Here is a 26,151-nt window from a genome sequence, read left to right as displayed (position 1 = left end):
AACGTTTTCAAATGACTTACCCTTCGACCGCGCTTGTCGCGACGAAACTTCAGTAAGTCTACTTGGGGGGCTTTGGATTGATGAAATTGCAGATTCAGGAACTAATACTAGTCCCACGAGTCTGTCGGTGCAGATGGCCGCCGGCCGGGCCGGAACCGGCCATCTGCACCAGGCGAATTTCCGGAACCGGAAACGCACCCGAGTTTGTTGCTGCGAGAGCCGTGGAGACTACTCGCCGCGGTTCTTCTGGATGATCTCGTCGGCATATGCCTTCGGGACCTCGGCGTAGCTGTGGAACGTCATGGAGTACACAGCGCGGCCCTGGGTCTTCGAGCGCAGGTCACCGATGTAGCCGAACATGCCGGACAGCGGGACGTGCGCGCGGATGACCTTGACGCCCTGGGCATCTTCCATGGACTGCATCTGGCCACGGCGGGAGTTGAGGTCACCGATAACTTCACCCATGTATTCCTCAGGGGTGCGGACCTCGACATCCATCAGCGGTTCGAGCAGGATGGGGTTCGCCTTGCGTGCGGCTTCCTTGAAAGCCATCCGGCCGGCGATCTTGAACGCCATTTCCGAGGAGTCAACATCGTGGTACGCGCCGTCAATCAGCGTGGCCTTGATGCCGACAACCGGGTAGCCGGCGAGGACGCCGTCGTTCAGCGCATCCTGGATACCGGCGTCAACCGAGGGGATGTATTCGCGCGGAATACGTCCACCGGTGACCTTGTTCGAGAACTCGTACATCTCGCCGTCGGACGTGTCCAGCGGCTCGATCGCGATCTGGATCTTTGCGAACTGGCCGGAACCACCGGTCTGCTTCTTGTGCGTGTAGTCGTGACGCTCTACAGCACGCTTGATGGTCTCGCGGTACGCAACCTGCGGCTTGCCGACATTTGCCTCGACCTTGAATTCGCGGCGCATGCGGTCCACCAGGATGTCCAGGTGGAGCTCGCCCATGCCGGCGATGATGGTCTGGCCGGTGTCCTCGTTGAGGGAGACCTGGAAGGTGGGGTCCTCAGCGGAGAGCTTCTGGATAGCCGTGGACAGCTTCTCCTGGTCGCCCTTGGTGTTCGGCTCGATCGCAACAGAAATCACGGGCTCCGGGAAGCTCATGGATTCGAGGACGATCTGGTTGTTGGAATCACACAGGGTGTCACCCGTGGTGGTGTCCTTCAGGCCGATTGCTGCGTAGATGTGGCCAGCGGTAGCGCCGTCAACGGGCATTTCCTTGTTGGCGTGCATCTGGAACAGCTTGCCGATGCGCTCCTTCTTGCCCTTAGTGGAGTTGACCACCTGTGAGCCTGCTTCCACGTGACCGGAGTACACGCGGATGAAGGTGAGCTGACCGAAGAACGGGTGCGTCGCAATCTTGAACGCCAGAGCCGAGAACGGCTCCTCGGAGGAAGGCTTGCGCGTCAGTTCCTTCTCTTCGTCGCGGGGATCGTGACCGATCATCGGCGGGACGTCGAGCGGGTTCGGCAGGTAATCGACAACTGCATCAAGCATCGGCTGGACGCCGCGGTTCTTGAAGGCGGAGCCACAGAACACCGGGTAGAGCTCGGAGCTGATCGTCATCTTGCGGATGCCGGCCTTGAGCTCGTCTTCGGTGATCTCTTCACCTTCGAGGTACTTCTCCATAAGCTCTTCGGAGGACTCTGCAACGGTCTCAATGAGCGTTGCGCGGTACTCTTCGGCCTTTTCCTTGAGGTCAGCCGGGATCTCCTGGATCTCGTACTTCGCACCCATGGTGACGTCACCCTTGGAGTCGCCGGGCCAGACCAGTGCGCGCATGTAGAGCAGGTCGACGACGCCGATGAAGTCGTTCTCGGCGCCGATCGGCAGCTGCATAACGAGCGGCTTGGCACCGAGGCGGCTGATGATGGTGTCGACGGTGAAGTAGAAGTCAGCGCCGAGCTTGTCCATCTTGTTGACGAAGCAGATGCGCGGGACGTTGTACTTGTCAGCCTGGCGCCAGACAGTCTCAGACTGCGGCTCCACGCCTTCCTTGCCATCGAACACGGCAACTGCACCGTCGAGGACGCGCAGGGAGCGCTCAACCTCAACCGTGAAGTCCACGTGGCCGGGGGTGTCAATGATGTTGATCTGGTTGTTTTCCCAGAAGCAGGTCACGGCGGCAGACGTGATGGTGATGCCGCGTTCCTTTTCCTGTTCCATCCAGTCAGTCGTCGAAGCGCCGTCGTGCGTTTCGCCGATCTTGTGGTTCACACCTGTGTAGAACAGAATGCGCTCGGTAGTAGTGGTCTTGCCGGCATCAATGTGGGCCATAATGCCGATATTGCGGACCTTGCTAAGGTCGGTAAGCACGTCCTGTGCCACGGTGTCTCCCTTTCGGATGGACTGCACGTTCGCCGCCGGCTCTGTTGAGCCAGCGGCGTCCGGGAAGTATTACCAGCGGTAGTGTGCGAAGGCCTTGTTGGACTCGGCCATCTTGTGGGTGTCTTCGCGACGCTTCACAGCGGCACCGAGACCGTTGGAGGCATCCAGAATTTCGTTCTGGAGGCGCTCGGTCATGGTCTTCTCGCGGCGGGCCTTGGAGTAGCCAACCAGCCAGCGCAGGGCGAGGGCAGTCGAGCGACCCGGCTTGACCTCAACCGGAACCTGGTAGGTGGCGCCACCGACGCGGCGGGAGCGGACCTCGAGGGAAGGCTTGACGTTCTCCATGGCCTTCTTGAGGGCTGCGACCGGGTCGCCGCCGGACTTGGCGCGAGCACCTTCGAGTGCACCGTAAACGATGCGCTCTGCGGTGGACTTCTTGCCGTCAACGAGCACCTTGTTGATGAGCTGGGTGACCAGCGGGGAGCCGTAAACGGGATCTAGAACTAGCGGCCGCTTGGGGGCCGGACCCTTGCGAGGCATATTACTTCTTCTCCATCTTTGCGCCGTAGCGGCTACGAGCCTGCTTACGGTTCTTGACACCCTGGGTATCGAGGGCGCCACGGACGATCTTGTAACGTACACCCGGAAGGTCCTTCACGCGGCCGCCACGAACGAGCACAATGGAGTGCTCCTGCAGGTTGTGGCCTACACCGGGGATGTACGCGGTGACTTCAACGCCACCATTGAGGCGCACACGGGCAACCTTACGGAGAGCCGAGTTCGGCTTCTTCGGGGTCGTCGTGTACACGCGGGTGCAGACACCGCGGCGCATGGGGCTGCCGTTAAGCGCGGGAGCCTTGGTCTTCTTGACCTTCGGCGTGCGGCCCTTACGGACCAGCTGGTTAATCGTAGGCACTCTCGTGTTCTCCGTTTTATCCGGAGCGGCCGTTGGCGGCCGCTCTCTTGTCGCTGCGCCCCGCCGCTCGAGCCTTGAAGTTCTCTCCAGAGCAGCTGAAACGAAGCCTTAATAGTCGGGCCGCATGCCGGGTCCCACGGACTTTCGTCCCGGACTTCCCCTAGGCATGCGAAAATGTGGCATACGTTGCACAAGAACCCTGCAAACCGGAAACGTCGACCTGATTCAGCCTTTCAGCTGCAATCGGCGCACTCATCCACTGCCACAATAACAATTAGTCTCAAGTCTAACACGGTCAGGTCCCAGCCCTTAATCGGGACCCCGCTCCCCCATCGGTTGCTCCGATAACGCCGTTCTGGGGACCCTAAAGGGCGTTATCGGAGCAACCGACGGGTTAAAGCGGGATGGTCCCCCACCTTGCGGTGCGGGACCATCCTGGTGCCTGTCGGCCGGGTTAGCGGAAGTCGCTGCCCAGGTCGTAGTCATCCAGCGGGATGGCGTGGAACTCGGGAGCTCCGTCGCCGCCCAGCGAATCGTAGGAGAAGTCACTGAATGCGCTGGGGCCGGTGAACAGGTTGGCCTTTGCTTCTTCAGTGGGCTCCACGGTGACCTCGGTGTAGCGCGGGAGACCCGTGCCGGCCGGGATCAGCTTACCGATGATGACGTTTTCCTTGAGGCCGAGCAGCGGATCGCTCTTGCCTTCCATGGCCGCCTGCGTCAGGACGCGGGTGGTTTCCTGGAAGGAAGCTGCGGACAGCCAGGACTCGGTGGCCAGGGACGCCTTCGTGATGCCCATGAGCTCGGGACGGCCGGAAGCCGGCGTCTTGCCCTCGGACACAACGCGGCGGTTGGCCTCCTCGAAGCGGCTGCGCTCGGCGAGCTCGCCGGGCAGCAGGTCCGATTCGCCGGACTCGATGACCGTAACGCGGCGCAGCATCTGGCGGACGATAACCTCGACGTGCTTGTCGTGGATACCAATGCCCTGGCTGCGGTACACGCCCTGGACTTCGTCCACCAGGAACTTCTGCGCGGCACGGGGGCCCATGATGCGCAGAACCTGCTTGGGGTCGACCGGACCGTTGATGAGCTTCTGGCCGACGCTGACGTGCTCGCCGTCTTCGATGAGAAGACGTGAACGGCGCAGCACCGGGTAGGCGATCTCTTCGGATCCGTCATCCGGGGTGATGACCAGGCGCATCTGGCGCTCGGACTCTTCGATGGCGATGCGGCCGGCTGCTTCAGCAATCGGTGCGACACCCTTCGGAGTACGGGCTTCGAAGAGCTCCTGGATACGGGGCAGACCCTGGGTGATGTCGTCGCCACCGCTGGAGGAGACAGCACCACCGGTGTGGAACGTACGCATGGTCAACTGGGTGCCCGGCTCGCCGATGGACTGTGCGGCGATGATGCCGACTGCCTCACCGATGTCGACGGTCTTGCCCGTGGCCAGCGAACGGCCATAGCACAGGGCGCAGGTGCCGACGCTGGACTCACAGGTGAGTACGGAGCGGACCTTGACCTCGGTGATGCCGGCTGCGAACAGTTCGGCAATGACCACGTCGCCGCAGTCGGTGCCACCTGCTGCCAGGACCTTGCCCTTGGAGTCAACGACATCCACGGCCAGGGTGCGGGCATACGCGCTGTTCTCGACGTTCTCGTCCAGGACCAGCTCGCCATTGGAGTCAGCGACGGCGATCGCGGTCATAAGACCGCGCTCCGTGCCGCAGTCCTCTTCGCGGACGATAACATCCTGCGAGACGTCCACCAGGCGACGGGTCAGGTAACCCGAGTTGGCGGTACGCAGCGCGGTGTCAGCCAGACCCTTACGGGCACCGTGCGTGGCGATGAAGTATTCCAGCACCGACAGGCCCTCACGGTACGAGGACTTGATCGGACGCGGGATGATCTCACCCTTAGGGTTGGCCACCAGGCCACGGATACCCGCGATCTGGCGGACCTGCATCCAGTTACCACGGGCGCCGGAGGACACCATGCGGTTGATCGTGTTCATCGGGGACAGGTTGTCACGCATCGCCTGGGCGATCTCGTTGGTTGCCTTGTTCCAGATCTCGATCAGTTCCTGGCGACGCTCGTCGTCGTCGATCAGGCCCTTGTCGTACTGGCCCTGGATCTTGGCGGCCATGGTCTCGTAACCGGCGAGGATCCGCGGCTTGTCCTTGGGCACCTCGATGTCGGAGATGGCGACGGTGACGCCGGACCGGGTGGCCCAGTAGAAACCGGCATCCTTCAGGTTGTCCAGCGTTGCCGCCGTGACCACCTTCGGGTAGCGCTCGGCGAGGTCGTTGACGATGGTGGACAGTTCGCCCTTGTCGGCAACGTTCTCAACCCACGGGTAGTCCGCGGGCAGGGTCTCGTTGAAGAGGACCTGGCCCAGGGAGGTCTGGACGAGTACGGTCTGACCCGGCTCGTAGCCTTCCGGAGCTTCCCAGCCGGCGTAAGGGACAAAGCCCTCCAGCCGGATCTTGACCTGGGAGTTCAGGTGCAGCTCGTGCAGGTCGAACGCCATGATGGCTTCCGCGACGGAGGAGAAGATCCGGCCCTCGCCAGCTGAACCGACACGCTTGGTGGTCAGGTGGTAGAGGCCGATGATCATATCCTGCGAAGGCAACGTCACCGGGCGGCCGTCAGACGGCTTCAGGATGTTGTTCGAGGACAGCATCAGGATGCGGGCTTCAGCCTGGGCTTCGGGGCTCAGCGGCAGGTGCACTGCCATCTGGTCGCCGTCGAAGTCAGCGTTGAAGGCGCCACAAACCAGCGGGTGAAGCTGGATGGCCTTGCCTTCGACCAGCTGCGGTTCGAACGCCTGAATGCCGAGACGGTGCAGGGTGGGTGCACGGTTCAGCAGCACGGGGTGTTCGGTGATGATCTCTTCGAGAACATCCCAGACCTGCGGGCGGTAACGCTCGACCATCCGCTTGGCCGACTTGATGTTCTGCGCGTGGTTGAGGTCAACCAGGCGCTTCATCACGAACGGCTTGAAGAGCTCCAGCGCCATCTGCTTCGGCAGGCCACACTGGTGCAGCTTCAGCTGCGGGCCGACGACGATCACGGAACGGCCGGAGTAGTCAACGCGCTTACCCAGGAGGTTCTGGCGGAAACGACCCTGCTTGCCCTTGAGCATGTCGCTCAGGGACTTCAGCGGACGGTTGCCCGGTCCGGTGACCGGACGGCCGCGGCGGCCGTTATCGAAGAGGCTGTCAACAGCTTCCTGAAGCATGCGCTTCTCGTTGTTGACGATGATCTCCGGGGCACCGAGATCAAGCAGGCGCTTGAGGCGGTTGTTCCGGTTGATCACACGACGGTAGAGGTCGTTGAGGTCGGAGGTCGCGAAGCGGCCACCGTCCAGCTGGACCATCGGGCGCAGTTCCGGCGGAATCACCGGGACGGCGTCCAGCACCATGCCGAGCGGGCTGTTGCTGGTCGTCAGGAACGCGTTGACCACCTTGAGCCGCTTCAGGGCGCGGGTCTTGCGCTGGCCCTTGCCGTTGGCGATGATGTCGCGGAGCATGTCCGACTCGGCCTGCATGTCGAAGTTCTCAAGACGCTTCTTGATGGCTTCGGCACCCATGGAACCTTCGAAGTACATGCCGTAACGGTCGCGCAGTTCGCGGTACAGGCCTTCGTCGCCTTCAAGGTCGGCGACCTTGAGGTTCTTGAAGCGGTCCCAGACCTGCTCGAGGCGCTCGATTTCAGCATCCGCGCGCTTGCGGACGTTTGCCATCTGGCGGTCAGCGGAGTCGCGGGCCTTCTTCTTGTCGGCAGCCTTGGCCCCTTCGCCCTCGAGACGGGCAATCTCGTTCTCGAGGTCGCGGGCGATCGTGGCGATGTCCGAGTCGCGGTTGTCGATCAGCTGCTTCTTCTCGATGTCGTGCTCAACCTGGAGGTTGGGCAGTTCCTCGTGGCGGCTGTCGGCGTCGACGCTCGTGATCATGTAGGCGGCGAAGTAGATGACCTTTTCGAGGTCCTTCGGTGCCAGGTCAAGGAGGTAGCCCAGACGGGACGGCACACCCTTGAAGTACCAGATGTGCGTGACCGGGGCGGCCAGCTCGATGTGGCCCATGCGCTCACGGCGAACCTTGGCGCGGGTGACTTCAACGCCACACCGCTCGCAGATGATGCCCTTGAAGCGCACGCGCTTGTACTTACCGCAGTAGCACTCCCAGTCGCGGGACGGGCCGAAGATCTTCTCGCAGAAGAGGCCGTCCTTCTCAGGCTTGAGCGTGCGGTAGTTGATGGTTTCCGGCTTCTTAACCTCGCCGTAAGACCAGCCACGGATGTCATCCGCGGTGGCGAGGCCGATCTGCATGAGGCCGAAGGAGGATTCGCTGGACATATGGTCCCTGTTCTCTCTTGTTCTCTAAATTCTGAAGTCTTGGGTTACGGGAAGAGGGAGGTCATGTACGACGGCGGGTGGTCACCCGCCGTCGTACATCACCTGCTAAACCTCTTCTACGGAACTGGGCTCTGCACGAGACAGATCGATGCCCAGTTCTTCCGCAGCCGTGAAGACTGCGTCATCAGAGTCACGCATTTCAATTGTGGTTCCGTCCGTGGAAAGAACTTCCACGTTCAGGCACAGCGATTGCATTTCCTTGATCAAGACCTTGAAGGACTCAGGAACGCCCGGCTCCGGGATGTTCTCGCCCTTGACGATGGCTTCGTAGACCTTCACACGACCGTGAATGTCATCGGACTTGATCGTGAGGAGCTCCTGGAGCGTGTACGCGGCGCCGTAAGCCTCGAGCGCCCACACTTCCATCTCACCGAAGCGCTGGCCACCGAACTGAGCCTTACCACCCAGCGGCTGCTGCGTGATCATGGAGTACGGGCCGGTGGAGCGCGCGTGGATCTTGTCGTCCACCAGGTGGTGGAGCTTCAGGATGTACATGTAGCCGACCGAAATCGGATCCGGGAACGGCTCGCCGGAGCGGCCGTCGAACAAACGGGTCTTGCCTGAGGAGTTGATCAGGCGGACGCCGTCGCGGGTGACGTTGGTGGAGTCGAGCAGGCCCGTGATTTCCTCTTCACGCGCGCCGTCGAAGACCGGCGTTGCAACAGTGGTCGAGCCACTCTCGCGCGGCAGGTTCGGCAGCTGCTTGGCCCACTCGGGCTCGCCTTCGATCTTCCAGCCGGTCTTGGCAACCCAGCCGAGGTGTGTTTCCAGCACCTGGCCGACGTTCATACGGCCCGGAACACCCAGCGGGTTCAGGACGATATCAACGGGGGTACCGTCGGCAAGGAAGGGCATGTCCTCGATCGGGAGGATCTTGGAGATAACACCCTTGTTGCCGTGACGGCCGGCGAGCTTGTCACCGTCGGTGATCTTGCGCTTGGCAGCCACGTAGACGCGGACCAGCTGGTTGACGCCCGGGGGCAGCTCGTCGTCGTTGTCGCGGTCGAAGACGCGGACACCGATCACGGTGCCGGACTCGCCGTGCGGAACCTTCAGGGAGGTGTCGCGCACTTCGCGGGACTTCTCACCGAAGATGGCGCGCAGCAGGCGCTCTTCCGGGGTCAGCTCGGTCTCGCCCTTGGGCGTGACCTTTCCGACCAGGATGTCGCCGGCTTCGACCTCGGCGCCGATGTGGATGATGCCACGCTCGTCAAGGCCGGCCAGGACTTCCTCGGACACGTTCGGGATGTCACGGGTGATTTCCTCGGCACCAAGCTTGGTGTCGCGGGCATCGATCTCGTGCTCCTCGATGTGGATGGAGGACAGCACGTCCTCCGCCACGATCCGCTGGGACAGGATGATGGCATCCTCGAAGTTGTGGCCTTCCCATGACATGAATGCCACGAGCAGGTTCTTTCCGAGGGCCAGTTCGCCCTGGTCCGTTGCCGGGCCGTCAGCGATGATGCCGCCGACTTCCAGGCGCTGGCCTTCGCTCACCAGAACGCGGTTGTTGTAGCAGTTGCCCTGGTTGGAGCGGGCGAACTTGTTGATCCGGTAGTTGGTTTCCGTACCGTCGTCATTGAGCATGATGACCAGCTCAGCGGAGACCTCGGTAACCACACCTGCCTTCTTCGCGATGGTGACGTCACCGGCGTCGACTGCAGCGGCGCGCTCCATGCCGGTACCGACGAACGGCGCCTCGGAACGGACCAGCGGCACGGCCTGGCGCTGCATGTTGGCACCCATGAGTGCGCGGTTTGCATCGTCATGCTCGAGGAACGGGATCAGGGCGGTAGCCACCGACACCATCTGTCGCGGGGAAACGTCCATGAACTCGACCTCGGCTGCGGGGACCAGCACGGGCTCGCCTCCACCACCACGGGCACGGACGAGGACGGTCTCTTCGGCGAACTTCTTGTTCTCGTCGAGCGGGGCGTTGGCCTGTGCAATCAGGACCTCTGCCTCGTCGTCGGCGGTGAGGTACTCGACCTCGTCGGAGACGACACCCTCGGACACGAGCCGGTACGGGGTCTCGATGAAGCCGAACGGGTTGATCCGTCCGTAGGAAGCCAGCGAACCGATCAGGCCGATGTTCGGGCCTTCAGGAGTTTCGATCGGGCACATACGTCCGTAGTGCGACGGGTGAACGTCTCGGACTTCCATGCCTGCACGGTCACGGGACAGACCACCCGGGCCAAGGGCCGACAGGCGGCGCTTGTGGGTCAGACCCGACAGCGGGTTGTTCTGGTCCATGAACTGGGACAGCTGGGAAGTTCCGAAGAACTCCTTGATGGCTGCCACAACGGGGCGGATGTTGATCAGCGTCTGCGGCGTGATGGCCTCGACGTCCTGGGTCGTCATCCGCTCGCGGACGACACGCTCCATCCGGGACAGGCCGGTGCGGACCTGGTTCTCGATGAGCTCGCCGACGGCGCGGATGCGGCGGTTGCCGAAGTGGTCGATGTCATCGATCTCAACGCGCAGCTCGTGGTCCTGGCCGTCGCGCTTGCCCGTGAGGGTCTTCTCACCGGCGTGCAGGGCAACCAGGAACTTGATCATGGCGACGATGTCTTCAACGTGCAGGACAGACGCTTCCTTGTCACCAAGGGAGCGGTCGATGCCGAGCTTGCGGTTGATCTTGTAGCGGCCGACCTTGGCCAGATCGTAGCGCTTGGAGTTGAAGTACAGGTTGTCCAGCAGGGACTGGGCAGCCTCGACCGTGGGCGGCTCGCCCGGTCGCAGCTTCCGGTAGATGTCCAGCAAGGCGTCCTCGCGGGTTTCGGTGGCGTCCTTCTCCAGCGTTGCGCGCATGGAGTCGTACTGGCCGAACTCTTCGAGGATCTGGCCTTCGGTCCAGCCGAGGGCCTTCAGCAGTACCGTGACGGACTGCTTGCGCTTGCGGTCGAGGCGAACGCCGACCTGGTCGCGCTTGTCGATTTCGAGTTCGAACCAGGCGCCGCGGGACGGGATGATCTTCGCGGTGAAGATGTCCTTGTCGCTGGTCTTGTCGGCGGTGCGCTCAAAGTAGGCGCCCGGGGAGCGGACCAGCTGGGAGACGACGACACGCTCGGTGCCGTTGACGACGAAGGTGCCCTTCTCGGTCATCAGCGGGAAGTCACCCATGAACACGGTCTGCTGCTTGATTTCGCCCGTGTTGTTGTTCATGAATTCGGCCTTGACGTACAGCGGAGCCGAGTATGTTGCGTCCCGGTCCTTGCACTCGGCCATGGTGTATTTGGGATCAGCGAACTCCGGCTCGGAGAAGCTCAGGGACATGGTGCCCTGGAAATCCTCGATGGGGGAGATCTCTTCGAAGATGTCGGACAGACCCGAGGAGGTGGCGACGCTGAGGTCGCCTTCTTCGACGGCCTTGGCTACGCGTGCCTGCCAGCGTTCGTTGCCGACCAGCCAGTCAAAGCTGTCGGTTTGCAGGGCAAGCAGATTCGGAACGTCAAGCGGTTCGTGAATCTTTGCGAATGAGAGCCGGCGGGTTGCACCGTCGGTACTGTCGGCATTGATAGCGGTTGCAGCGTTGTTTACATTAGAGGTGCTCGAGGCGACCAAGAGGGATCCTTCCACAGACCTTCAGGCGTTTTCAGATCTCCCCCGCTATGTACCCTGCAGAGTGACTCCGCAGTGCTACCAGTCCGGTTCCGCTATATGACCCGGGACCCGCGCTGCCCATGCTGGTGCCGTGGTTGACGGCACATTGATGGCGCAGCTGCCAGGCTAAGCCCACCGCTATATGAAGGCTGAAGGTAAACAGGGAAGACGCAAATATCTACGATACGGCAAAGCAACCTACTTGTCTACCCCACTTCGCCCGGGATTGCAAGCACCGGCCCCGGCGTCCCCCGCACGCCCCGACTGGACGGGCGGGGCCGTCCAGCAGGATGGCCGCCGTCGGCCGTCAAATGGCCCCGTGACGGGGGTCACGATAACCTTGCTGTATATCGAACAGATCGGAAGAGATAACCATGAGCAACTCCGCAGACGACAATGACGTTGTCATCCTCGCCGCCGCCCGCACGCCCCAGGGGCGCCTCAACGGGCAGCTCGCCGGCTTCACCGCCGTCGAACTCGGCGCCCACGCCATCCGGGCGGCACTGGCCGCCAGCGGGGTAAAGGCCGAGCAGGTGGACTCGGTGATCATGGGCCAGGTGCTGCAGGCCGGGGCCGGCCAGAACCCGGCCCGCCAGAGCGCCATCGGCGCCGGCATCGGCTGGAACGTGCCCACGGTGACCATCAACAAGGTCTGCCTTTCAGGCCTGACAGCGGTGATTGACGCGGCCCGGATGATCCGGGCCGGTGACGCGACCGTCGTCGTCGCCGGCGGCCAGGAGTCCATGTCCCGCGCGCCGCATATCCTCCCCGGCTCCCGGCAGGGCTGGACCTACGGCACGGTCCAGGCGCTCGACGTCGCAGCCCACGACGGGCTGACGGACGCCTTCGACGGGCAGTCGATGGGGCTCTCGACCGAGACCAGGAACCTCACCCTGGGGATAGACCGCAGCTCCCAGGACGAGGTGGCGGCAGCATCCCATCAGCGCGCAGCCCGTGCCGCCAAGGACGGGGTGTTCGACGGCGAAATCGCCCCGATCAGCGTCAAGCAGCGCAAGGGCGACCCGATCATCCTGGCCGCGGATGAAGGCATCCGGCCCGACACCACGGCCGGCTCGCTGGCCGGGCTGCGGGCGGCGTTTGTCACCGACGGCACCATCACCGCCGGCAACTCCTCCCCGCTGTCCGACGGCGCCGCCGCCCTCGTCCTGACCTCGCGGAAATTCGCCCGGGACAACGGCCTCGACTATCTCGCCGTCGTCGGCAAGCCCGGGCAGGTGGCCGGTCCGGACAACTCGCTGCACTCCCAGCCCTCCAACGCAATCAAGAGCGCCCTGCACAAGGCCGGCTGGTCCGCTGCCGACCTGGACTTCATTGAGATCAACGAGGCCTTCGGCTCCGTGGCCGTGCAGTCGCTCAAGGACCTCGACTACCCGCTGGAAAAGTGCAATATCCACGGCGGTGCGATCGCCATCGGCCACCCGATCGGTGCGTCCGGCGCCCGGCTTGCCCTGCATGCGGCGCATGAGCTGAAGCGGCGCGGGTCCGGCAAGGCGGCCGTGTCCCTCTGCGGCGGCGGCGGCCAGGGCGAAGCGCTCCTGCTGTACCGCGACTGAGCCATGACGGGTCCCGCAGCACCGGACCCCGGCGCTGAATCCGCAGCGGCTGGTAACGGCGCCGGCCGGGAGCGGTTCCTGGCCGACGCCGCCGCCCGCGGACTCAGTGTCCAGCTCGTCGAGCGCCGGGCCGCCGGCAGCCTGGCGGAAGCGGCACAGATCCTCGGCATCCAGCCCGGGGACATCGTGAAGTCGCTGGTGGTCAAACACAAGGACGGCAGCTTCCTGTTCGCGCTGATCCCCGGCGACCGGCAGATTTCCTGGCCTAAGCTCCGCGCCCTGCTCGGGGTCAACAAGCTCTCGCTCCCGACGGCGGACGCCGCCCTGGACGCCACCGGCTACGAGCGCGGCACCATCACCCCGCTCGGCAGCGCGGTGGCCTGGCCGGTGTATGCGGACCGGAGCATCACCGGCCGCAGGGTTTCGCTCGGCGCCGGGGAACACGGCTACAGTGCCTTCGTCGACGCCGACGCCCTGACCGCCGCCCTCGGCGCCGTCGTCGCGGACATCTCCGAACCCAACTGACCCCACCGGGCTGACCCACCCCGGACCTGACGTAACTAGAGCAGCCGGGTTAACTCCCCCGGGTTAACAAGAACCAACGCGGGGTCACCTGTGGCCCATCCGGAGGCTTCGGATGGGCCGTAAGTGACCCCGCGTTGCTGTTTCTGCCCGGGACGCAGGAAACCCCGCCCACCGGAGTGGACGGGGTTTCCCGGAGCGGATCGGGAACGCGAGGTTCCCGGCCAGTTCTGAAGCGGCGAGTTACTTGAGGGTAACGCGTGCGCCGGCTTCTTCGAGCTGTGCAACAGCCTTCTCGGCAGCTTCCTTGGTGACGCCTTCGAGGATGGCCTTCGGAGCGCTGTCAACAACGTCCTTGGCTTCCTTGAGGCCCAGGGAAGTGATGGCGCGAACTTCCTTGATGACTGCAATCTTCTTGTCGCCCGGGTGCTCCAGGATGACGTCGAATGCGGTCTGCTCTTCTTCTTCAGCGGCGCCGCCGGCAGCGGGGCCAGCAACTGCAACAGCAGCGGCCGTTACTTCGAAGGTCTCTTCGAAGAGCTTGACGAACTCAGAGAGCTCGATGATGGTCAGTTCCTTGAAAGCTGCAATGAGCTCTTCGTTGGTGAGCTTCGCCATGGTGTGGCGTCCTTCCTATTGTGGTGCTCGGGCGGCCGGAGCCGTGCCTTCGCACCGGAGTCTGGTTTAGAGAGTTAGTTCTCTTCGGGGGCTGCGGCGTCGGCGGGAGCCTCAGCTGCGGCGTCAGCCGGAGCTTCAGCTGCTGCATCGGCCGGGGCTTCTTCAGCGGCGGGCGCTTCGGCTTCAGCCGGTGCGCCGTTCTCTTCTTCAAGCTTGAGGCGCAGTGCGTCGATGATGCGTACAGCGGCGGCAGCAGGAGCCTTGAGGATGCCTGCAACCTTGGCGAGCTGCAGCTCGCGGGACTCGAGTGCTGCCAGGGCAGCAACTTCGCTGGCGTTCAGTGCCTTGCCCTCGAAGTAACCGGTCTTGATAACCAGCTGCTTGTTGGTCTTGGCAAAATCCGTCAGGCTCTTGGCAGCGGCAACTGCGTCACCCTTGATGAACGCGATTGCAGTGGGGCCGGCGAGCTGACCGTCGAATGCTTCGACACCAGCTTCCTTGGCTGCAATGGCGGTCAGGGTGTTCTTGACGACCGAGAACTTGGTGTCCTGGCCGAGAGAGACACGCAGCTGCTTGAGCTGTGCAACGGTGAGCCCGCGGTATTCGGTCAGGACAGCGGCGTTCGATTCCTTGAAATCGTTAGTGATCTCAGCTACTGCTGAAACCTTGCTAGGCGTTGCCATAACCCTCCTTCCGGGGATAGTGCCGGTGTTTCCCGGTCCCCGCTCAAAAGAGCTAAAAACTAAAAACGCCCCGCGCAGATGCACGGGGCTTGTCTCGACGCAGTCCATGACTGCGGAGCTTTGCTTCGTTCACCTGCGCCGGCCGCCCTATGTTCAGGGTCCTTCGTCTGGAGATCCACTGGCTCTCCCGGCGCGACTGCAGAAGTGAGTCTTGCTTGGGAGAGTGGATTTCCAACAACCGACGGTCTTTGGTCCCCCCAGCTTACGCGAGAGGAGGCGTGGCCTCCAAATCGGGCCCGGCGTGCCAGTGCGGTGTGCCGCTGCGGTGTGCTGTTCAGCTGGTGCTGGGGCCGAAGTCCGGGAGCTGCTTTTGCCAAATTCCGGTCACGCCGGCGGTGGCGAAGCCCAGTTGCCGGTTGACGGTGAGCAGGTACCGGTTTTCCGGGGCATTCCAGGTGTAGAGGACCCGGGCATCCGGGAACTGCTCCGAGAGCCGCTCCATATTCGAGACCTTGATCAGCAGGCCCAGCTTGTTGCCGCGGTGCTCCCGCAGGACCACGGTATCGTCCTGGAACACGACGTCGGGGCGCAGCGCGAGGACGCTGATGGTGGTCAGCCCCACGAGCTCGCCGCTGGCGAGGTGCTCGACGGCGGTGACCACCGTCCGGCGTCCCTGCGCGATGGCGACTTCCTCGGCCTCGCGGAGGATGCCGCCGTCGAACACCATGCCGCCGTCATCCACGCCGGGCACGCCATCCTCGCCGGCGCTGTTTTCCAGCGCGGCGACGGCTTCGAGCCACTGTTCCGGGCACCGGTCCGTCCAGTGGTGCAGCCGGTACCGGCCGGCGTTGGCCTCCTCGGCCTCGGTTTCCAGCTCCTCGACGAGCACACTGTCGAGCGGCAGCCGGCAGGCGCTGAACTGTTCGATGTGTTGCAGGGTGTAGCCGCTGTGCCGGGCGAACTCCACTTCACGGCTGTTCATCGGGACGAACCCGAGGCCCGTACCGGGAATCAGCTGGCCGGCTTCGCTGTCGCCCAGCGAGGCACTCGGGTGATTCGTGTCGATCAGGATCGTGTGGCGGCCCTCGTCGCGGGCGAAATGCTCCGCGGCTTCCAGGAGTTGCCGGCCCACGCCCCTGCCCTGGAACTCCGGCAGGACATCGAGGTCAAACTCGGCCAAATCGAGGTTCTCCGAGAGCGGCAGGGCAATGTCGACGGTCCCGACGATCTGGCCGCCGATCTTGGCCACGAGGATGACCTGGCGCTCGTAAGGGTCGGACATTTCCAGCAGTTTTTCCCGGGGCGCGTAAGCAAGATCATCGCTGCCCCAGGTCTGCATCCGCACCTTGCGGCCCACCTCGACCGCGGCGATGAAGTCGGCCGCGTCCTTCCCGTCCAAGGAATCGGGAATCCACAGCTGTTCAATCCGTACGTCGTTTGCCATCCCGGGCATCTTCCCCAGCCGTTCTGCCATCCACGGGTACCGGAAACCCGGCAGCAGCCGGACTTTCCATCGCCAGCATATGCCGGTTTAGGTCACCGTTCCATCGGCGGCCCGGTAACAACCCGCTGCCATTCACCGTCATAGCCGGCGGGGCGGAAACCAAGAGCGACGTTGATGGCGAGCATGTGCTCGTTTTCCGCCGCGTTGAAGGTGATGACGCGTTCCACCGCCGGGTACTCGGCCAGTATTCGGCGTAGGTTGGCGATCTTGACCAGCATGCCCAGGCGGTGCCCCCGGTGGCCGGCGGCGACGAGGGTGTCGTCCTGGTCGGCCAGCCACGGTTTCGCCTCCGTGAGCTGCAGCACGGAATAGGCGGCCAGTTCCCCGCTGTGCCGGTGCCTCGCTGCCGCCACCAGCGGCACCAGGCCGGCCCGCCGCCACGTATCCTCCACGTGCCGGACCCGTGCCACATCCCACCGCTCGGCGTCGACGCTCAACTCTCCGGTTGGCGCATCCGTGCTCATCCGGGACATCAGGACCGCGAACTGCTCCGCATGCTCATCTGGGCAGTGGCCGGTCCAGGACAGCAGCTCATAGGCCTCCCCCGCCGTCGACCGGGCATCCCGTTCCAGGGCATCCCACGATGCGGCATGAGCGGGAACATCCAGGGCGCTGAAGCGCGAGACCTGCTCCAATCGGTACCCGGCCTTCAGAGCAAAGCGGACACCCCGCGCGTCAGCGGGAACAGCTCCCGTTCCGGTGGCCGGCCCCACAGTAGTGTCCCGGTCATCCGGGTCGAAGTCGGCGGGATGCTCCGTATAGCTCTGCAGGATGGTGCGGCCCGCCGCGGCCGCCAGCTCTTCCGCATGGCGCAGCAGGGCCTGTCCGATCCCCCGGCCGCTGAACTCCTCAAGCACATCGACGTGGACCATAGCGCTGCGGAGGTTCTCCCGGACCTCGCAGCGCACCCACGACCGCGCAGCCATCCGCCCGTCCTGGCGGACGAAGAAGAGTTGGACCTGACGGTAGTCGTTGTCCCGCCAGAACTGCAGCCGGGCCGCGGGCGGCGTCGCCCGGTCCAGGTTGCCCCAGGTCTCGAGCGTCAGGGCGTCACACAATTCCCCGACGCCCAGGAATTCGGCGGCGTTCGGGGAGTCGAGGGCGTCGGGGACCATGAGGCGTTCAATGCGGTACGGCGCGGCAGTCACCGGGACAGCCTAACCGGACCCGGGAATGCGGAAAAGACCGCCCGCGGAAGCGGGACGGTCTTTCCTTGCTGTCTGACTGCTGAGGATTAGACCTCCGTCAGGACCTTGGTGACGTTCGGGTCAACCGGGACGCCCGGGCCAAAGGTGGTGGCGACGGTGGCCTTCTGGATGTAGCGTCCCTTGGAAGCGGACGGCTTGAGGCGCAGGACCTCTTCCAGTGCGGCGGCGTAGTTCTCGGCCAGCTTCAGGGCGTCGAAGGACACCTTGCCGATGATGAAGTGCAGGTTCGAGTGCTTGTCGACGCGGAAGTCGATCTTGCCGCCCTTGATGTCGTTGACGGCCTTGGCGACGTCAGCAGTCACGGTGCCGGTCTTCGGGTTCGGCATCAGGTTACGCGGACCCAGAACCTTGCCGAGACGGCCAACCTTGCCCATGAGGTCAGGGGTGGCGACGGCGGCGTCGAAGTCGGTCCAGCCGGCTGCGATCTTTTCGATCAGGTCATCGGAACCAACGAAGTCGGCGCCGGCAGCGATTGCCGCCTCAGCCTTGTCGCCCGTTGCGAAAACGAGGACGCGGGAGACCTTACCGGTGCCGTGCGGCAGGATAACGGTGCCGCGGACCATCTGGTCAGCCTTACGCGGGTCTACACCCAGGCGGAAAGCGACCTCAACGGTGGCGTCGAACTTGGACGGGTTGGTGTCCTTGGCCAGCGTCACTGCCTCGAACGGCGCGTAGAACTTCTCCGCGTCGATCTTGGCTGCGGCTGCCTCATATGCTTTGCTGCGCTTTGCCATGCTGCTTATTCTCCTTGTGCAGTTGTGGTCTGCGGACCGCGCTGGGCCCTGCCACAGTCGGGATTCCGAACGGTTGGTCCGTACCGGATTTCCGACATTTCAATGTTTAGGTGGTGCCGGTTGCCCGGCGGTGAAGGCTATTAGCCTTCGACGGTGATACCCATGGAACGGGCGGTGCCGGCGATGATCTTCGCGGCGCCTTCCAGGCTGGTGGCGTTGAGGTCTTCCATCTTGGTGGTGGCGATCTCGTTGACCTGGGCCTGGGTCAGCTTTGCAACCTTGACGGTGTGCGGGGTCGGGGAACCCTTGGCAACGCCTGCAGCCTTTTTGATGAGCTCTGCAGCCGGCGGGGTCTTGGTGATGAACGTGAATGACCGGTCCTCGTAGACCGTGATTTCAACAGGAATAACGTTGCCGCGCTGGGCTTCCGTCGCAGCGTTGTACGCCTTGCAGAATTCCATGATGTTGACACCGTGCTGGCCAAGCGCAGGACCGATCGGCGGGGCCGGGTTAGCGGCACCTGCCTGGATCTGCAGCTTGATGAGGCCGGTGACCTTCTTCTTGGGAGCCAATGTAGGGTCCTTCTCTCAATTACGTCCTGGGACACAGGAGCGTGCCTCAGGTTGGTGGCCGCCATGGCGAGGCGGCCGGCCGCCCCTGACTGCTAAAGCGGGCAGTCCGGGGCGAATTCTGTGGGGAAAACTAGATTTTGCTGACCTGGTTGAATGACAGCGTGACCGGGGTTTCGCGCTCGAAGATGGAGACCAGCACCACGAGGGTCTGGGAATCCACCTTGATTTCGGAAATCGTGGCCGGAAGCGTCTCGAAGGGACCTTCCTTGACGATGACCGACTCGCCGACCTCGAAGTCGACGTCGATCTGCGCGGCAGCGTGCTTGATCGGCTTGCCCTTCTCGGCCTGCTCTTCTTCGAAGACCGGGGCGAGCATGGAGAAGACCTCATCGAGGCGCAGCGGGACCGGGTTGTGGGCGTTGCCCACGAAGCCGGTGACGCCGGGGGTGTGGCGGACCGCGCCCCAGGAGGCATCCGTCAGGTCCATGCGGACCAGGACGTAACCGGGGATGCGGACGCGGTTGATGACCTTGCGCTGAGCGTTCTTGATCTCAACGACTTCCTCCATCGGGACCTGGATTTCGAAGATGTAATCTTCCATGTCCAGGGTCTGGATGCGGGTTTCGAGGTTGGCCTTGACGCGGTTTTCGTAGCCGGCGTAGGAGTGGATGACGTACCAGTCACCCTCCTGGCGGCGCAGCTTGGCTTTGAACTCATCGGCCGGATCAACCTCGGCGGCGGCAGCGGCAGCTGCCAGCGCGTCGCCGGACTCGCCGTCGGCTGCTTCTTCGTCGCCGGCCTCGGCCTCTTCGCCAGCCTCTGCGGTTTCGTCGGTGTCCGCCTCGGCGGAATCGTCAGCGGTGGCCTCCCCGGCTTCCGCCGTGTCAGCGGCTTCGTCGGCGACGTCGGATTCGGGCGCAGCAGACACAGCCTCGGACTCTTCCCCGGCTTCCACCGCGGCGTCCTGGCTCTTATCCAGCTCAGTCTCAGTTACCTCGAGCTCCTGCTCAGACACTTGGTCTCCTGCTTCCTCATTGCCTAACATGCCTATTTAAATGACTCAGTTCCGCACACCCCGCAGAACCTCCGGTGTCCCGGTGGTAATCCACGCAGTCTGCGGACCGGTCGGATCTAGCTGTCCGCGGAGCCCGCGCCGCCAAATACCCAGCCCACTCCGGTCCCGAAGGCCAGATCCAGCAGGGTGACGAGGAGCATCATGATGACCACGAACACCAGCACCACGAGCGTGTAGTTGATCAGTTCCTTGCGGGTCGGTGCAACGACTTTCTTCAGTTCGCCGATGACCTGGCGGACGAAGAGTGCAAGTCGAGCGAAGAGGCCTGCCTTGGGGGCGTTCTTGGCGGGGCGGCCACTGGAGCTGCTTGCAGCTGTTTCGGTCACCTGGTCCTCACTCATCCTCGCAAAGTCGGATACCCGGCTCTGAACTGAACCATGGTTGCTGCGCTTGTTCCGGGGAAACCGGAACAGCTTGCGCAGGGCAGACAGGACTCGAACCTGCAACCTGCGGTTTTGGAGACCGCTGCGCTACCAATTGCGCCACTACCCTATGGATCGAAAACCTACTCGGGCCCGGTTCCCCAGATTTCCCTGAGGCGCAGACCATCATCGTGTTTTCAACACCGGAGAACCAGTCTACGCAACAACTGCGCCTACGTCGAACCGGCCCGGCCGGACCGCCGTCGTGTCGCGAAAACCAGCCGCGAGAGCCAGCGGCCAAAACCCGGCCGCGAAACCTTCTGACGCCGCAACAGTCACATTCCGCGGCGGCACCCCGGTCGATCCGGTGAACAGCATAGAGTAGTTTCCGTCGAAGCCCACAAGCAGCCGCCGAAGCTGCAAGCGAAGAATGGACCCGCGATGCCCGCCGCCCGCATTTCACAGCGAATTTCCGCCATAGCCGAATCCGCCACGTTGGCTGTTGATGCCAAGGCGAAGGCGTTGAAGGCGGCCGGCCGCCCGGTCATCGGCTTCGGCGCCGGCGAGCCGGACTTCCCGACCCCCGATTACATCGTTCAGGCAGCCATCGAAGCCGCCGTCCAGCCCAAGTTCCACCGCTACTCCCCTGCCGGCGGACTGCCGGAGCTGAAGCAGGCCATCGCGGCCAAGACGCTCCGCGATTCCGGCTACAAGGCCGAGGCATCCCAGGTTCTTGTCACCAACGGCGGCAAGCAGGCCGTGTACAACACCTTCGCCACGCTGCTCGATCCCGGCGACGAGGTCATCGTCCCCACGCCGTACTGGACCACCTACCCGGAGGCCATCCGGCTCGCAGGGGGCGTGCCGGTCGAGGTCTTCGCCGGCCCCGAGCAGGAATACCTGGTCACGGTGGACCAGCTCGAGGGCGCCCTGACGGACCGCAGCAAGGTCCTGCTCTTCGTCTCCCCCTCCAACCCCACCGGCGCGGTGTACGCCCCGGAACAGGTCAGGGAGATCGGCCAGTGGGCCGCCTCGAAGGGCCTGTGGGTTGTCACCGACGAGATTTACGAGCATCTGACGTACGACGGCGTGCCCTTCACCTCGATCGCGACCGCCGTCCCGGAACTGGGCGACAAGGTTGTCATCCTCAACGGTGTTGCGAAAACCTACGCCATGACCGGCTGGCGGGTCGGCTGGATGATCGGCCCGGCCGACGTGATCAAGGCCGCCACCAACCTGCAGTCGCACGCCACGTCGAACGTCTCCAACATCCCGCAGATGGCTGCCCTCGCCGCGGTGTCCGGTCCGCTGACCGCCGTCGACGAGATGAAGCTGGCCTTCGACCGCCGCCGCAAAGCCATCGTGGCCGGGCTGAACGCCATCGAAGGGGTTGAATGCCCGACGCCGAAGGGCGCCTTCTACGTCTACGCGGACGTCCGCGCCCTGCTCGGCAAGGAGTTCCCGTCCGCGAACGGGCCCGTCCGGCCGGCGACCTCGGCTGAGCTGGCCGCCCTGATCCTGGACGAGGTCGAAGTGGCGGTGGTTCCGGGCGAGGCGTTCGGCCCCTCCGGCTACCTGCGCCTCTCCTACGCCCTCGGCGACGAGGACCTGGCCACCGGCGTCGCCCGGCTGCAGGACTTCCTCGGCAAGGCCAAATAGGACCCTCCCTCAGATCCTGCAGCAATAAACCCGACGCTCCCGCACCGCGCACCCCGGGACATGTCCCGCCGCAATCAGGACCAGTGGGCAGAATGCCATTCTGCCCACTGTCGGTGTTCAAGAATGAGCATGTCCCGTGGGTTCATGGTGCGGGGGCCTCTGGGTCGGGCCCCCGCAACGTGCGGGAGCGTCTGGTTTTAGACCGCCACACGTGCGGGAGCGTCTGGTTTTAGACCGCCACACGTGCGGGAGCGTCTGGTTTTATGCCGCCACATGTGCGGGAGCGTCAGAGGAGGCGGCGTTCGGCGGCCCAGCGGGTGAGTTCGTGCCTGCTGGAGAGCTGGAGTTTGCGTAGCACGGCCGAGACATGGGTCTCCACCGTCTTGATCGAGATGAACAATTCCTTCGCGACTTCCTTGTAGCTGTAGCCGCGGGCGATCAGCCGCATCACCTCGAGCTCGCGCGCGGACAGCCGGTCCAGTTCGTCGTCGGCGATGTCGGCCGGAGCGGTCCCGAAGGCATCCAGCACGAACCCGGCCAGCCGTGGCGAGAAGACCGCGTCGCCGCCCGCGACCCGCCGGACGGCGTCGGAAATCTCCGCCCCCGAAATCGTCTTGGTCACGTAACCGCGCGCTCCAGCCCGGATCACCGAGACGACATCCTCGGCCGCGTCTGAGACGCTCAGGGCCAGGAACCGGGTGCTGCCCAGCAGCGGCGCCGAACCGGCCAGCACCTCGCGGCCGCCGCCGCCGAGCCCGCCGGGCAGATGGACGTCCAGGAGCACGACGTCGGGACGCACGGCCGCGATCACCGCCACCGCCTCTTCCACCGTCCCGGCCTCCCCGGCGACCACGATGTTCGGGTCCAGGTCGGCCTTCAGGCCGGACCGGAAGATGGCGTGGTCATCCACGATGACGACGCGGATGGGGCTCCCCGCTTCGGCGTTGCTCACAGTCGTACCTCTCCGTTGTTAGCGCTGTTGCTGGTGGCGCCGCTGCCATTGGCGCCGTTGTTGTTACCGCCGTTGTAGGTGGCGCCGTTGTAGTTGGCGCCGTTGGCTGCGGCCGCCGACTGGGGAAGCCTGAGCCGCACCTCGGTGCCGTCTGGGCTGCTGGTGATGGTGGCGGTGCCGCCGTGGCGGTTCATCCGGCCGATGATCGATTCGCGGACTCCGAGCCGGTCCGCGGGCACGGCATCGGGGTCGAAGCCGGGTCCGCGGTCCTTGATGAACACCTCCGCGGATCCGTCGGCGACTTCCAGGTACACCGAAACGGGGCCGCCGCCGTGCCGGGCCGCGTTCAGCATCGCCTCGCGCGCCGCCTGGACGAGGGCCTCGTGGCGTTCAGACATGGCGCAGTCGCCCACGCTGACCACCTCGACGGCGTGGCCCAGGGAGTCTTCGACTTCAGCCGCCGCGGCCTGGATGCCCTCGGACAGTTGCCCGGCTTCCTTGCCCGGGTCCCGGTACAGCCAGCCCCTCAGCTCTCGCTCCTGGGCTCGGGCGAGGCGAACGACGTCGGTCTCGTTGCCGGCGCGCCGCTGGATCAGTGCCAGGGTCTGCAGCACGGAGTCGTGCAGGTGCGCCGCGATCTCGGCCCGTTCGGTGGCGCGGACCCGGCCGGCCCGCTCCGTCTCCAGGTCCCGAATGAATTTCAGTCCCCAGGGCAGCAGGACCAGGGCCACACCGCCCAGCACCGCCACCGAGGACAGCAGGGCCAGCCAGGTCTGTTCCCAGGACCCGGAGCCGGAGACCATAACCAAGACCCCGGCCACGACGAGCGCCAGCCCGGCCGCCAGCCGGGCCCAGCCGCCTGCCTGGTCCGCTTTGGTCCGGTCCACGATCCCGGCCCGGCGGGTCTCGTCCAGTTGCATCCAGGCAATGGCCGCGCCGCCGAGGATGGCCGCGACCGGGATGAGTGTTCCGAGCGGAACATCCACGCCAAGCAGGCGCGCTATCAGGATTCCGGCGGCCAACAGGAGTCCCGCGCCGAGCAGAATCTCCTTGCCGTAGCGGATGCCGGGCACCCTGCCCCGCCAGTCCTCCGGAACCGTGCCGGGAGAAGCGGGGGTCGGCCCAGGTATAGCCGTTTCCGTGCCCGTGGCCGCGGCCGTGGCCGTGGCAGAGGCAACAGCCGGGCCCGGGGGCGGGGCCGGGGACCCGGCGTAAGGTCCGGCGTAAGGGTCCGCAAAGAATGCCGCATCAGGGTCATAGGACGGGGTCAGGGAGCCCACAAAGGGTGCGCTGACCGCCGGAGCAATGGGCGACGCCGGCTGGCGGGCATTGCGCTTGGCGCTTTCGTCGGCAGTTGGCACCATGATCCAGAGCCAGGCATAGAACGCGACGCCGGCACCGCCGGCGAGCGCGGCTACCACCATGCCGATCCGGACCAGCCGCACCGGCCAGCCCAGATGCCGGGCGAGGCCGGCGCAGACGCCGGCGATCACCCGGTCGCTGCCGCGGACCAGCGGCGGACGGGACACAGCGGTTGTCATGAGTCAATCCAAACACGGATCAGGGTTCCCCGGACCTGTTTCCAACCCTAACCGGGGGCGACTCAGGGACAGTTCAGGGTGTTCCCCAGTAGAGCGGAACCGCGGCGGACGGGAGGATCGAAGTATGAATCCGCACACTCCTGACCCCGATGAAGGACACGACCCCGCGGGCCGCACTCCCGGGCAGTCCGCAGCCCAGCCGGCTGACCAGTCCGCCGAACCGTCCGCAGCCCAGCCGGCTGACCGGCCGGCTGACCGGCCGGCTGACCAGTCCGCCGAGCCGTCCGCGGCAGATCACCCGGCCGCGACCCCGCCAGTGGATGCTTCCGCCACGCTCCCACTCAATTTTCCGGATACCTCCGCCACTCGCCCACTGGACTTTCCGGCCGGCACCACCGACTCCGCCACCAACACCGGCCCCGGAATGCTTCCGCCCCCGCCGCCCTACTCCGGCGCGCCGCACACCGGCCCAACTCCGCCGCCTTACTACGGCCACACGCCCCCGCCGGCAGCCGGCCAGCCGCAGAATTTCTTCGACTGGATCCGCAGCCAGGGCATCCAGCGTGGCCGTGAGCGCTGGGTCGGCGGCGTCGCCAGCGGCATCGCCCAGCGCTTCGGCGTCGACCCGCTGATTGTCCGCGGCATCCTGGTCGTCCTGACCATCTTCGCCGGCATCGGGGTCCTTCTCTATGGCATCGCCTGGGCCCTCCTGCCCGAGCCCGACGGCCGCATTCACGTCCAGGAAGCCGCCGCCGGCCGCTGGTCGTCCGGGATGACCGGGGCCCTGATCACCACGATCATCGGCTTCCCCAGCCTGGGCACCGGTGTCTGGGGTTGGGACCGATACGGCGTCGGCCCCTTCATCTGGACGGTCCTCTGGGTAGGGGGCGTGATCTACCTGATCTACTACCTGACACAGCGCAACAAGTCCCGGATCGGAGCCACTCCCATGTCCTCGAGCTCCCAGCCCGCCGGCCCGGCAGGGTCCGGCTACCCGCCGGCCCAGCCAGCGGCGTCCACCCCGTCAAACCCGAGCTCCACGGCTTCCCCGGCGACGCCGGCAACATCGACGGCGGGCTTCGCGAGCACCGGCTACGGCACGTCCGACACGGTCCCCCGCTACGGCGAGTCACCTGTGCCCGGCCCGGCCTGGGGCACACCTCCGCCCGCAGGTCCCATCCCTCCTGCCGGCGGCGGCTACCACCCAGTCCCTGGCGGCGGATCGGTTCCGCCGGCCAAGCCCAGGAACTTCGGCCCCGGCGCCCCCGCGGTCGCGGTCACGGCCGGCCTCGCCCTGCTGGTCGGCGGCGGCCTCAAGGCCCTCGACGTCGCCAACGTGATAGACCTCGGCACCGCCAGTAACGCCGTCGTCTGGGCCAGCGCCGCGGCGGTCGTGGGTCTCGGCATCCTGTTCGCAGGCCTCAGGGGCCGCACCTCCGGCATCCTCGGGTTCTTCGCCGTTGCCGCCCTGATCACCGGCGGCATCTACGGCGCGCTGCCCAACAGCAACTTCCGCCCGCAGAACGCCGACTGGTCCCCGGTGAGCATCGAGCAGGCCCGTGACGGGTTCGATATCACGGCCGGCTCCGGGATCGTGGACCTGACCAGGTTCCCGCTCAACCCGCCGCTGCCCACCGCGCTCGTGGTCCCCATCGACGCCACGGCAAGCAACCTCACGGTGGTTATCCCGGATACCGTTCCCGTGGAGGTCCGCGCCAACATGACCATGGGAAACATCAATGAGGGCAGCCGGAACCGCGGTGGCATGACCAACCAGCAAAGCAACTACAACACCGACAAACCGGGGGAAACGCTGATCGTGGAAATCAACGGCACCTTCAGCAACGTCACTATCAAGGAAGGGAACTGAC

At 64.8% G+C, this 26,151-nt stretch carries 19 protein-coding genes and 1 tRNA gene; 4 read left to right on the top strand and 16 right to left on the bottom strand.

The features are described 5' to 3' along the window. Positions 1-228: 228 nt before the first annotated feature. From fusA to rpoB, 5 genes are all read right to left on the bottom strand, one after another. A complete protein-coding gene (fusA, locus tag AC50X9_RS09715; RefSeq protein ID WP_494892934.1) occupies positions 229-2,343 on the bottom strand; it encodes an elongation factor G in 2,115 nt (704 codons plus the stop codon). 69 nt (positions 2,344-2,412) lie between these two features. Continuing rightward, on the bottom strand, positions 2,413-2,883 hold the full coding sequence (rpsG, locus tag AC50X9_RS09710; RefSeq protein ID WP_011692813.1) for a 30S ribosomal protein S7: 471 nt from the start codon (positions 2,881-2,883) through the stop codon (positions 2,413-2,415). A gap of 1 nt (position 2,884) precedes the next feature. Then, positions 2,885-3,259, bottom strand: coding sequence for a 30S ribosomal protein S12 (rpsL, locus tag AC50X9_RS09705; RefSeq protein WP_011692814.1), 375 nt, complete (start codon positions 3,257-3,259; stop codon positions 2,885-2,887). Between the two features lie 454 nt (positions 3,260-3,713). Further along, positions 3,714-7,613: a DNA-directed RNA polymerase subunit beta' gene (locus tag AC50X9_RS09700; protein ID WP_494892931.1), complete on the bottom strand. Its 3,900-nt coding sequence runs from the start codon at positions 7,611-7,613 to the stop codon at positions 3,714-3,716. A gap of 105 nt (positions 7,614-7,718) precedes the next feature. Beyond that, the gene (gene rpoB / locus AC50X9_RS09695) at positions 7,719-11,237 is read right to left on the bottom strand and encodes a DNA-directed RNA polymerase subunit beta (RefSeq protein ID WP_494892928.1); all 3,519 of its coding nucleotides are present in this window, start codon (positions 11,235-11,237) and stop codon (positions 7,719-7,721) included. A gap of 413 nt (positions 11,238-11,650) precedes the next feature. On the opposite strand from rpoB, the gene AC50X9_RS09690 reads away from it, so the two are divergent. Further along, complete coding sequence (locus AC50X9_RS09690; RefSeq protein WP_494892926.1) at positions 11,651-12,850, top strand: acetyl-CoA C-acetyltransferase; 1,200 nt, start codon at positions 11,651-11,653, stop codon at positions 12,848-12,850. A gap of 3 nt (positions 12,851-12,853) precedes the next feature. Next, the gene (locus AC50X9_RS09685; RefSeq protein ID WP_494892920.1) at positions 12,854-13,375 is read left to right on the top strand and encodes an aminoacyl-tRNA deacylase; all 522 of its coding nucleotides are present in this window, start codon (positions 12,854-12,856) and stop codon (positions 13,373-13,375) included. Between the two features lie 240 nt (positions 13,376-13,615). Here AC50X9_RS09685 and rplL read toward each other — a convergent pair whose 3' ends face one another. The 9 genes from rplL to AC50X9_RS09640 form a co-directional block, all read right to left on the bottom strand. After that, positions 13,616-13,990 (bottom strand): 50S ribosomal protein L7/L12, encoded by a 375-nt coding sequence (rplL, locus tag AC50X9_RS09680; RefSeq protein ID WP_494892918.1) that lies wholly within the window; start codon positions 13,988-13,990, stop codon positions 13,616-13,618. 74 nt (positions 13,991-14,064) lie between these two features. Further along, on the bottom strand, positions 14,065-14,673 hold the full coding sequence (rplJ, locus tag AC50X9_RS09675) for a 50S ribosomal protein L10 (protein WP_479810493.1): 609 nt from the start codon (positions 14,671-14,673) through the stop codon (positions 14,065-14,067). Positions 14,674-15,007: 334 nt separating this feature from the next. Then, a complete protein-coding gene (locus AC50X9_RS09670) occupies positions 15,008-16,117 on the bottom strand; it encodes a GNAT family N-acetyltransferase (RefSeq protein WP_494892915.1) in 1,110 nt (369 codons plus the stop codon). 92 nt (positions 16,118-16,209) lie between these two features. Next, positions 16,210-17,325 carry a GNAT family N-acetyltransferase gene (locus tag AC50X9_RS09665; protein ID WP_494892913.1) on the bottom strand — a complete coding sequence of 372 codons (1,116 nt, stop codon included), beginning with the start codon at positions 17,323-17,325 and terminating at the stop codon, positions 16,210-16,212. 86 nt (positions 17,326-17,411) lie between these two features. After that, positions 17,412-18,119, bottom strand: coding sequence for a 50S ribosomal protein L1 (rplA, locus tag AC50X9_RS09660; protein ID WP_494892911.1), 708 nt, complete (start codon positions 18,117-18,119; stop codon positions 17,412-17,414). 140 nt (positions 18,120-18,259) lie between these two features. Beyond that, positions 18,260-18,691, bottom strand: coding sequence for a 50S ribosomal protein L11 (rplK, locus tag AC50X9_RS09655; RefSeq protein WP_024365990.1), 432 nt, complete (start codon positions 18,689-18,691; stop codon positions 18,260-18,262). A gap of 130 nt (positions 18,692-18,821) precedes the next feature. Then, entirely contained in the window at positions 18,822-19,706 is an 885-nt protein-coding gene (gene nusG / locus AC50X9_RS09650) for a transcription termination/antitermination protein NusG (protein WP_494892909.1), read from the bottom strand. 116 nt (positions 19,707-19,822) lie between these two features. Continuing rightward, on the bottom strand, positions 19,823-20,107 hold the full coding sequence (gene secE / locus AC50X9_RS09645; protein WP_494892907.1) for a preprotein translocase subunit SecE: 285 nt from the start codon (positions 20,105-20,107) through the stop codon (positions 19,823-19,825). Positions 20,108-20,185: 78 nt separating this feature from the next. Continuing rightward, positions 20,186-20,258: transfer RNA gene (locus tag AC50X9_RS09640), tRNA-Trp, on the bottom strand. A 311-nt stretch (positions 20,259-20,569) separates the two neighbouring features. Between AC50X9_RS09640 and AC50X9_RS09635 the strand changes: the two genes are divergently transcribed. Next, positions 20,570-21,787, top strand: coding sequence for a pyridoxal phosphate-dependent aminotransferase (locus AC50X9_RS09635; RefSeq protein ID WP_494892905.1), 1,218 nt, complete (start codon positions 20,570-20,572; stop codon positions 21,785-21,787). A gap of 286 nt (positions 21,788-22,073) precedes the next feature. Here AC50X9_RS09635 and AC50X9_RS09630 read toward each other — a convergent pair whose 3' ends face one another. Then, positions 22,074-22,739, bottom strand: coding sequence for a LuxR C-terminal-related transcriptional regulator (locus AC50X9_RS09630; RefSeq protein ID WP_494892903.1), 666 nt, complete (start codon positions 22,737-22,739; stop codon positions 22,074-22,076). After that, entirely contained in the window at positions 22,736-24,280 is a 1,545-nt protein-coding gene (locus AC50X9_RS09625; protein WP_494892901.1) for an ATP-binding protein, read from the bottom strand. The genes AC50X9_RS09630 and AC50X9_RS09625 overlap by 4 nt, the downstream gene beginning before the upstream one ends. 124 nt (positions 24,281-24,404) lie before the next feature. Between AC50X9_RS09625 and AC50X9_RS09620 the strand changes: the two genes are divergently transcribed. Then, positions 24,405-26,150 carry a PspC domain-containing protein gene (locus AC50X9_RS09620; protein ID WP_494892899.1) on the top strand — a complete coding sequence of 582 codons (1,746 nt, stop codon included), beginning with the start codon at positions 24,405-24,407 and terminating at the stop codon, positions 26,148-26,150. Position 26,151 lies beyond the last annotated feature (1 nt).

The sequence above is a fragment of the Pseudarthrobacter sp. HLT1-3 genome (genome assembly GCF_059383535.1).
This window is presented reverse-complemented; position numbering and strand designations above follow the sequence as displayed.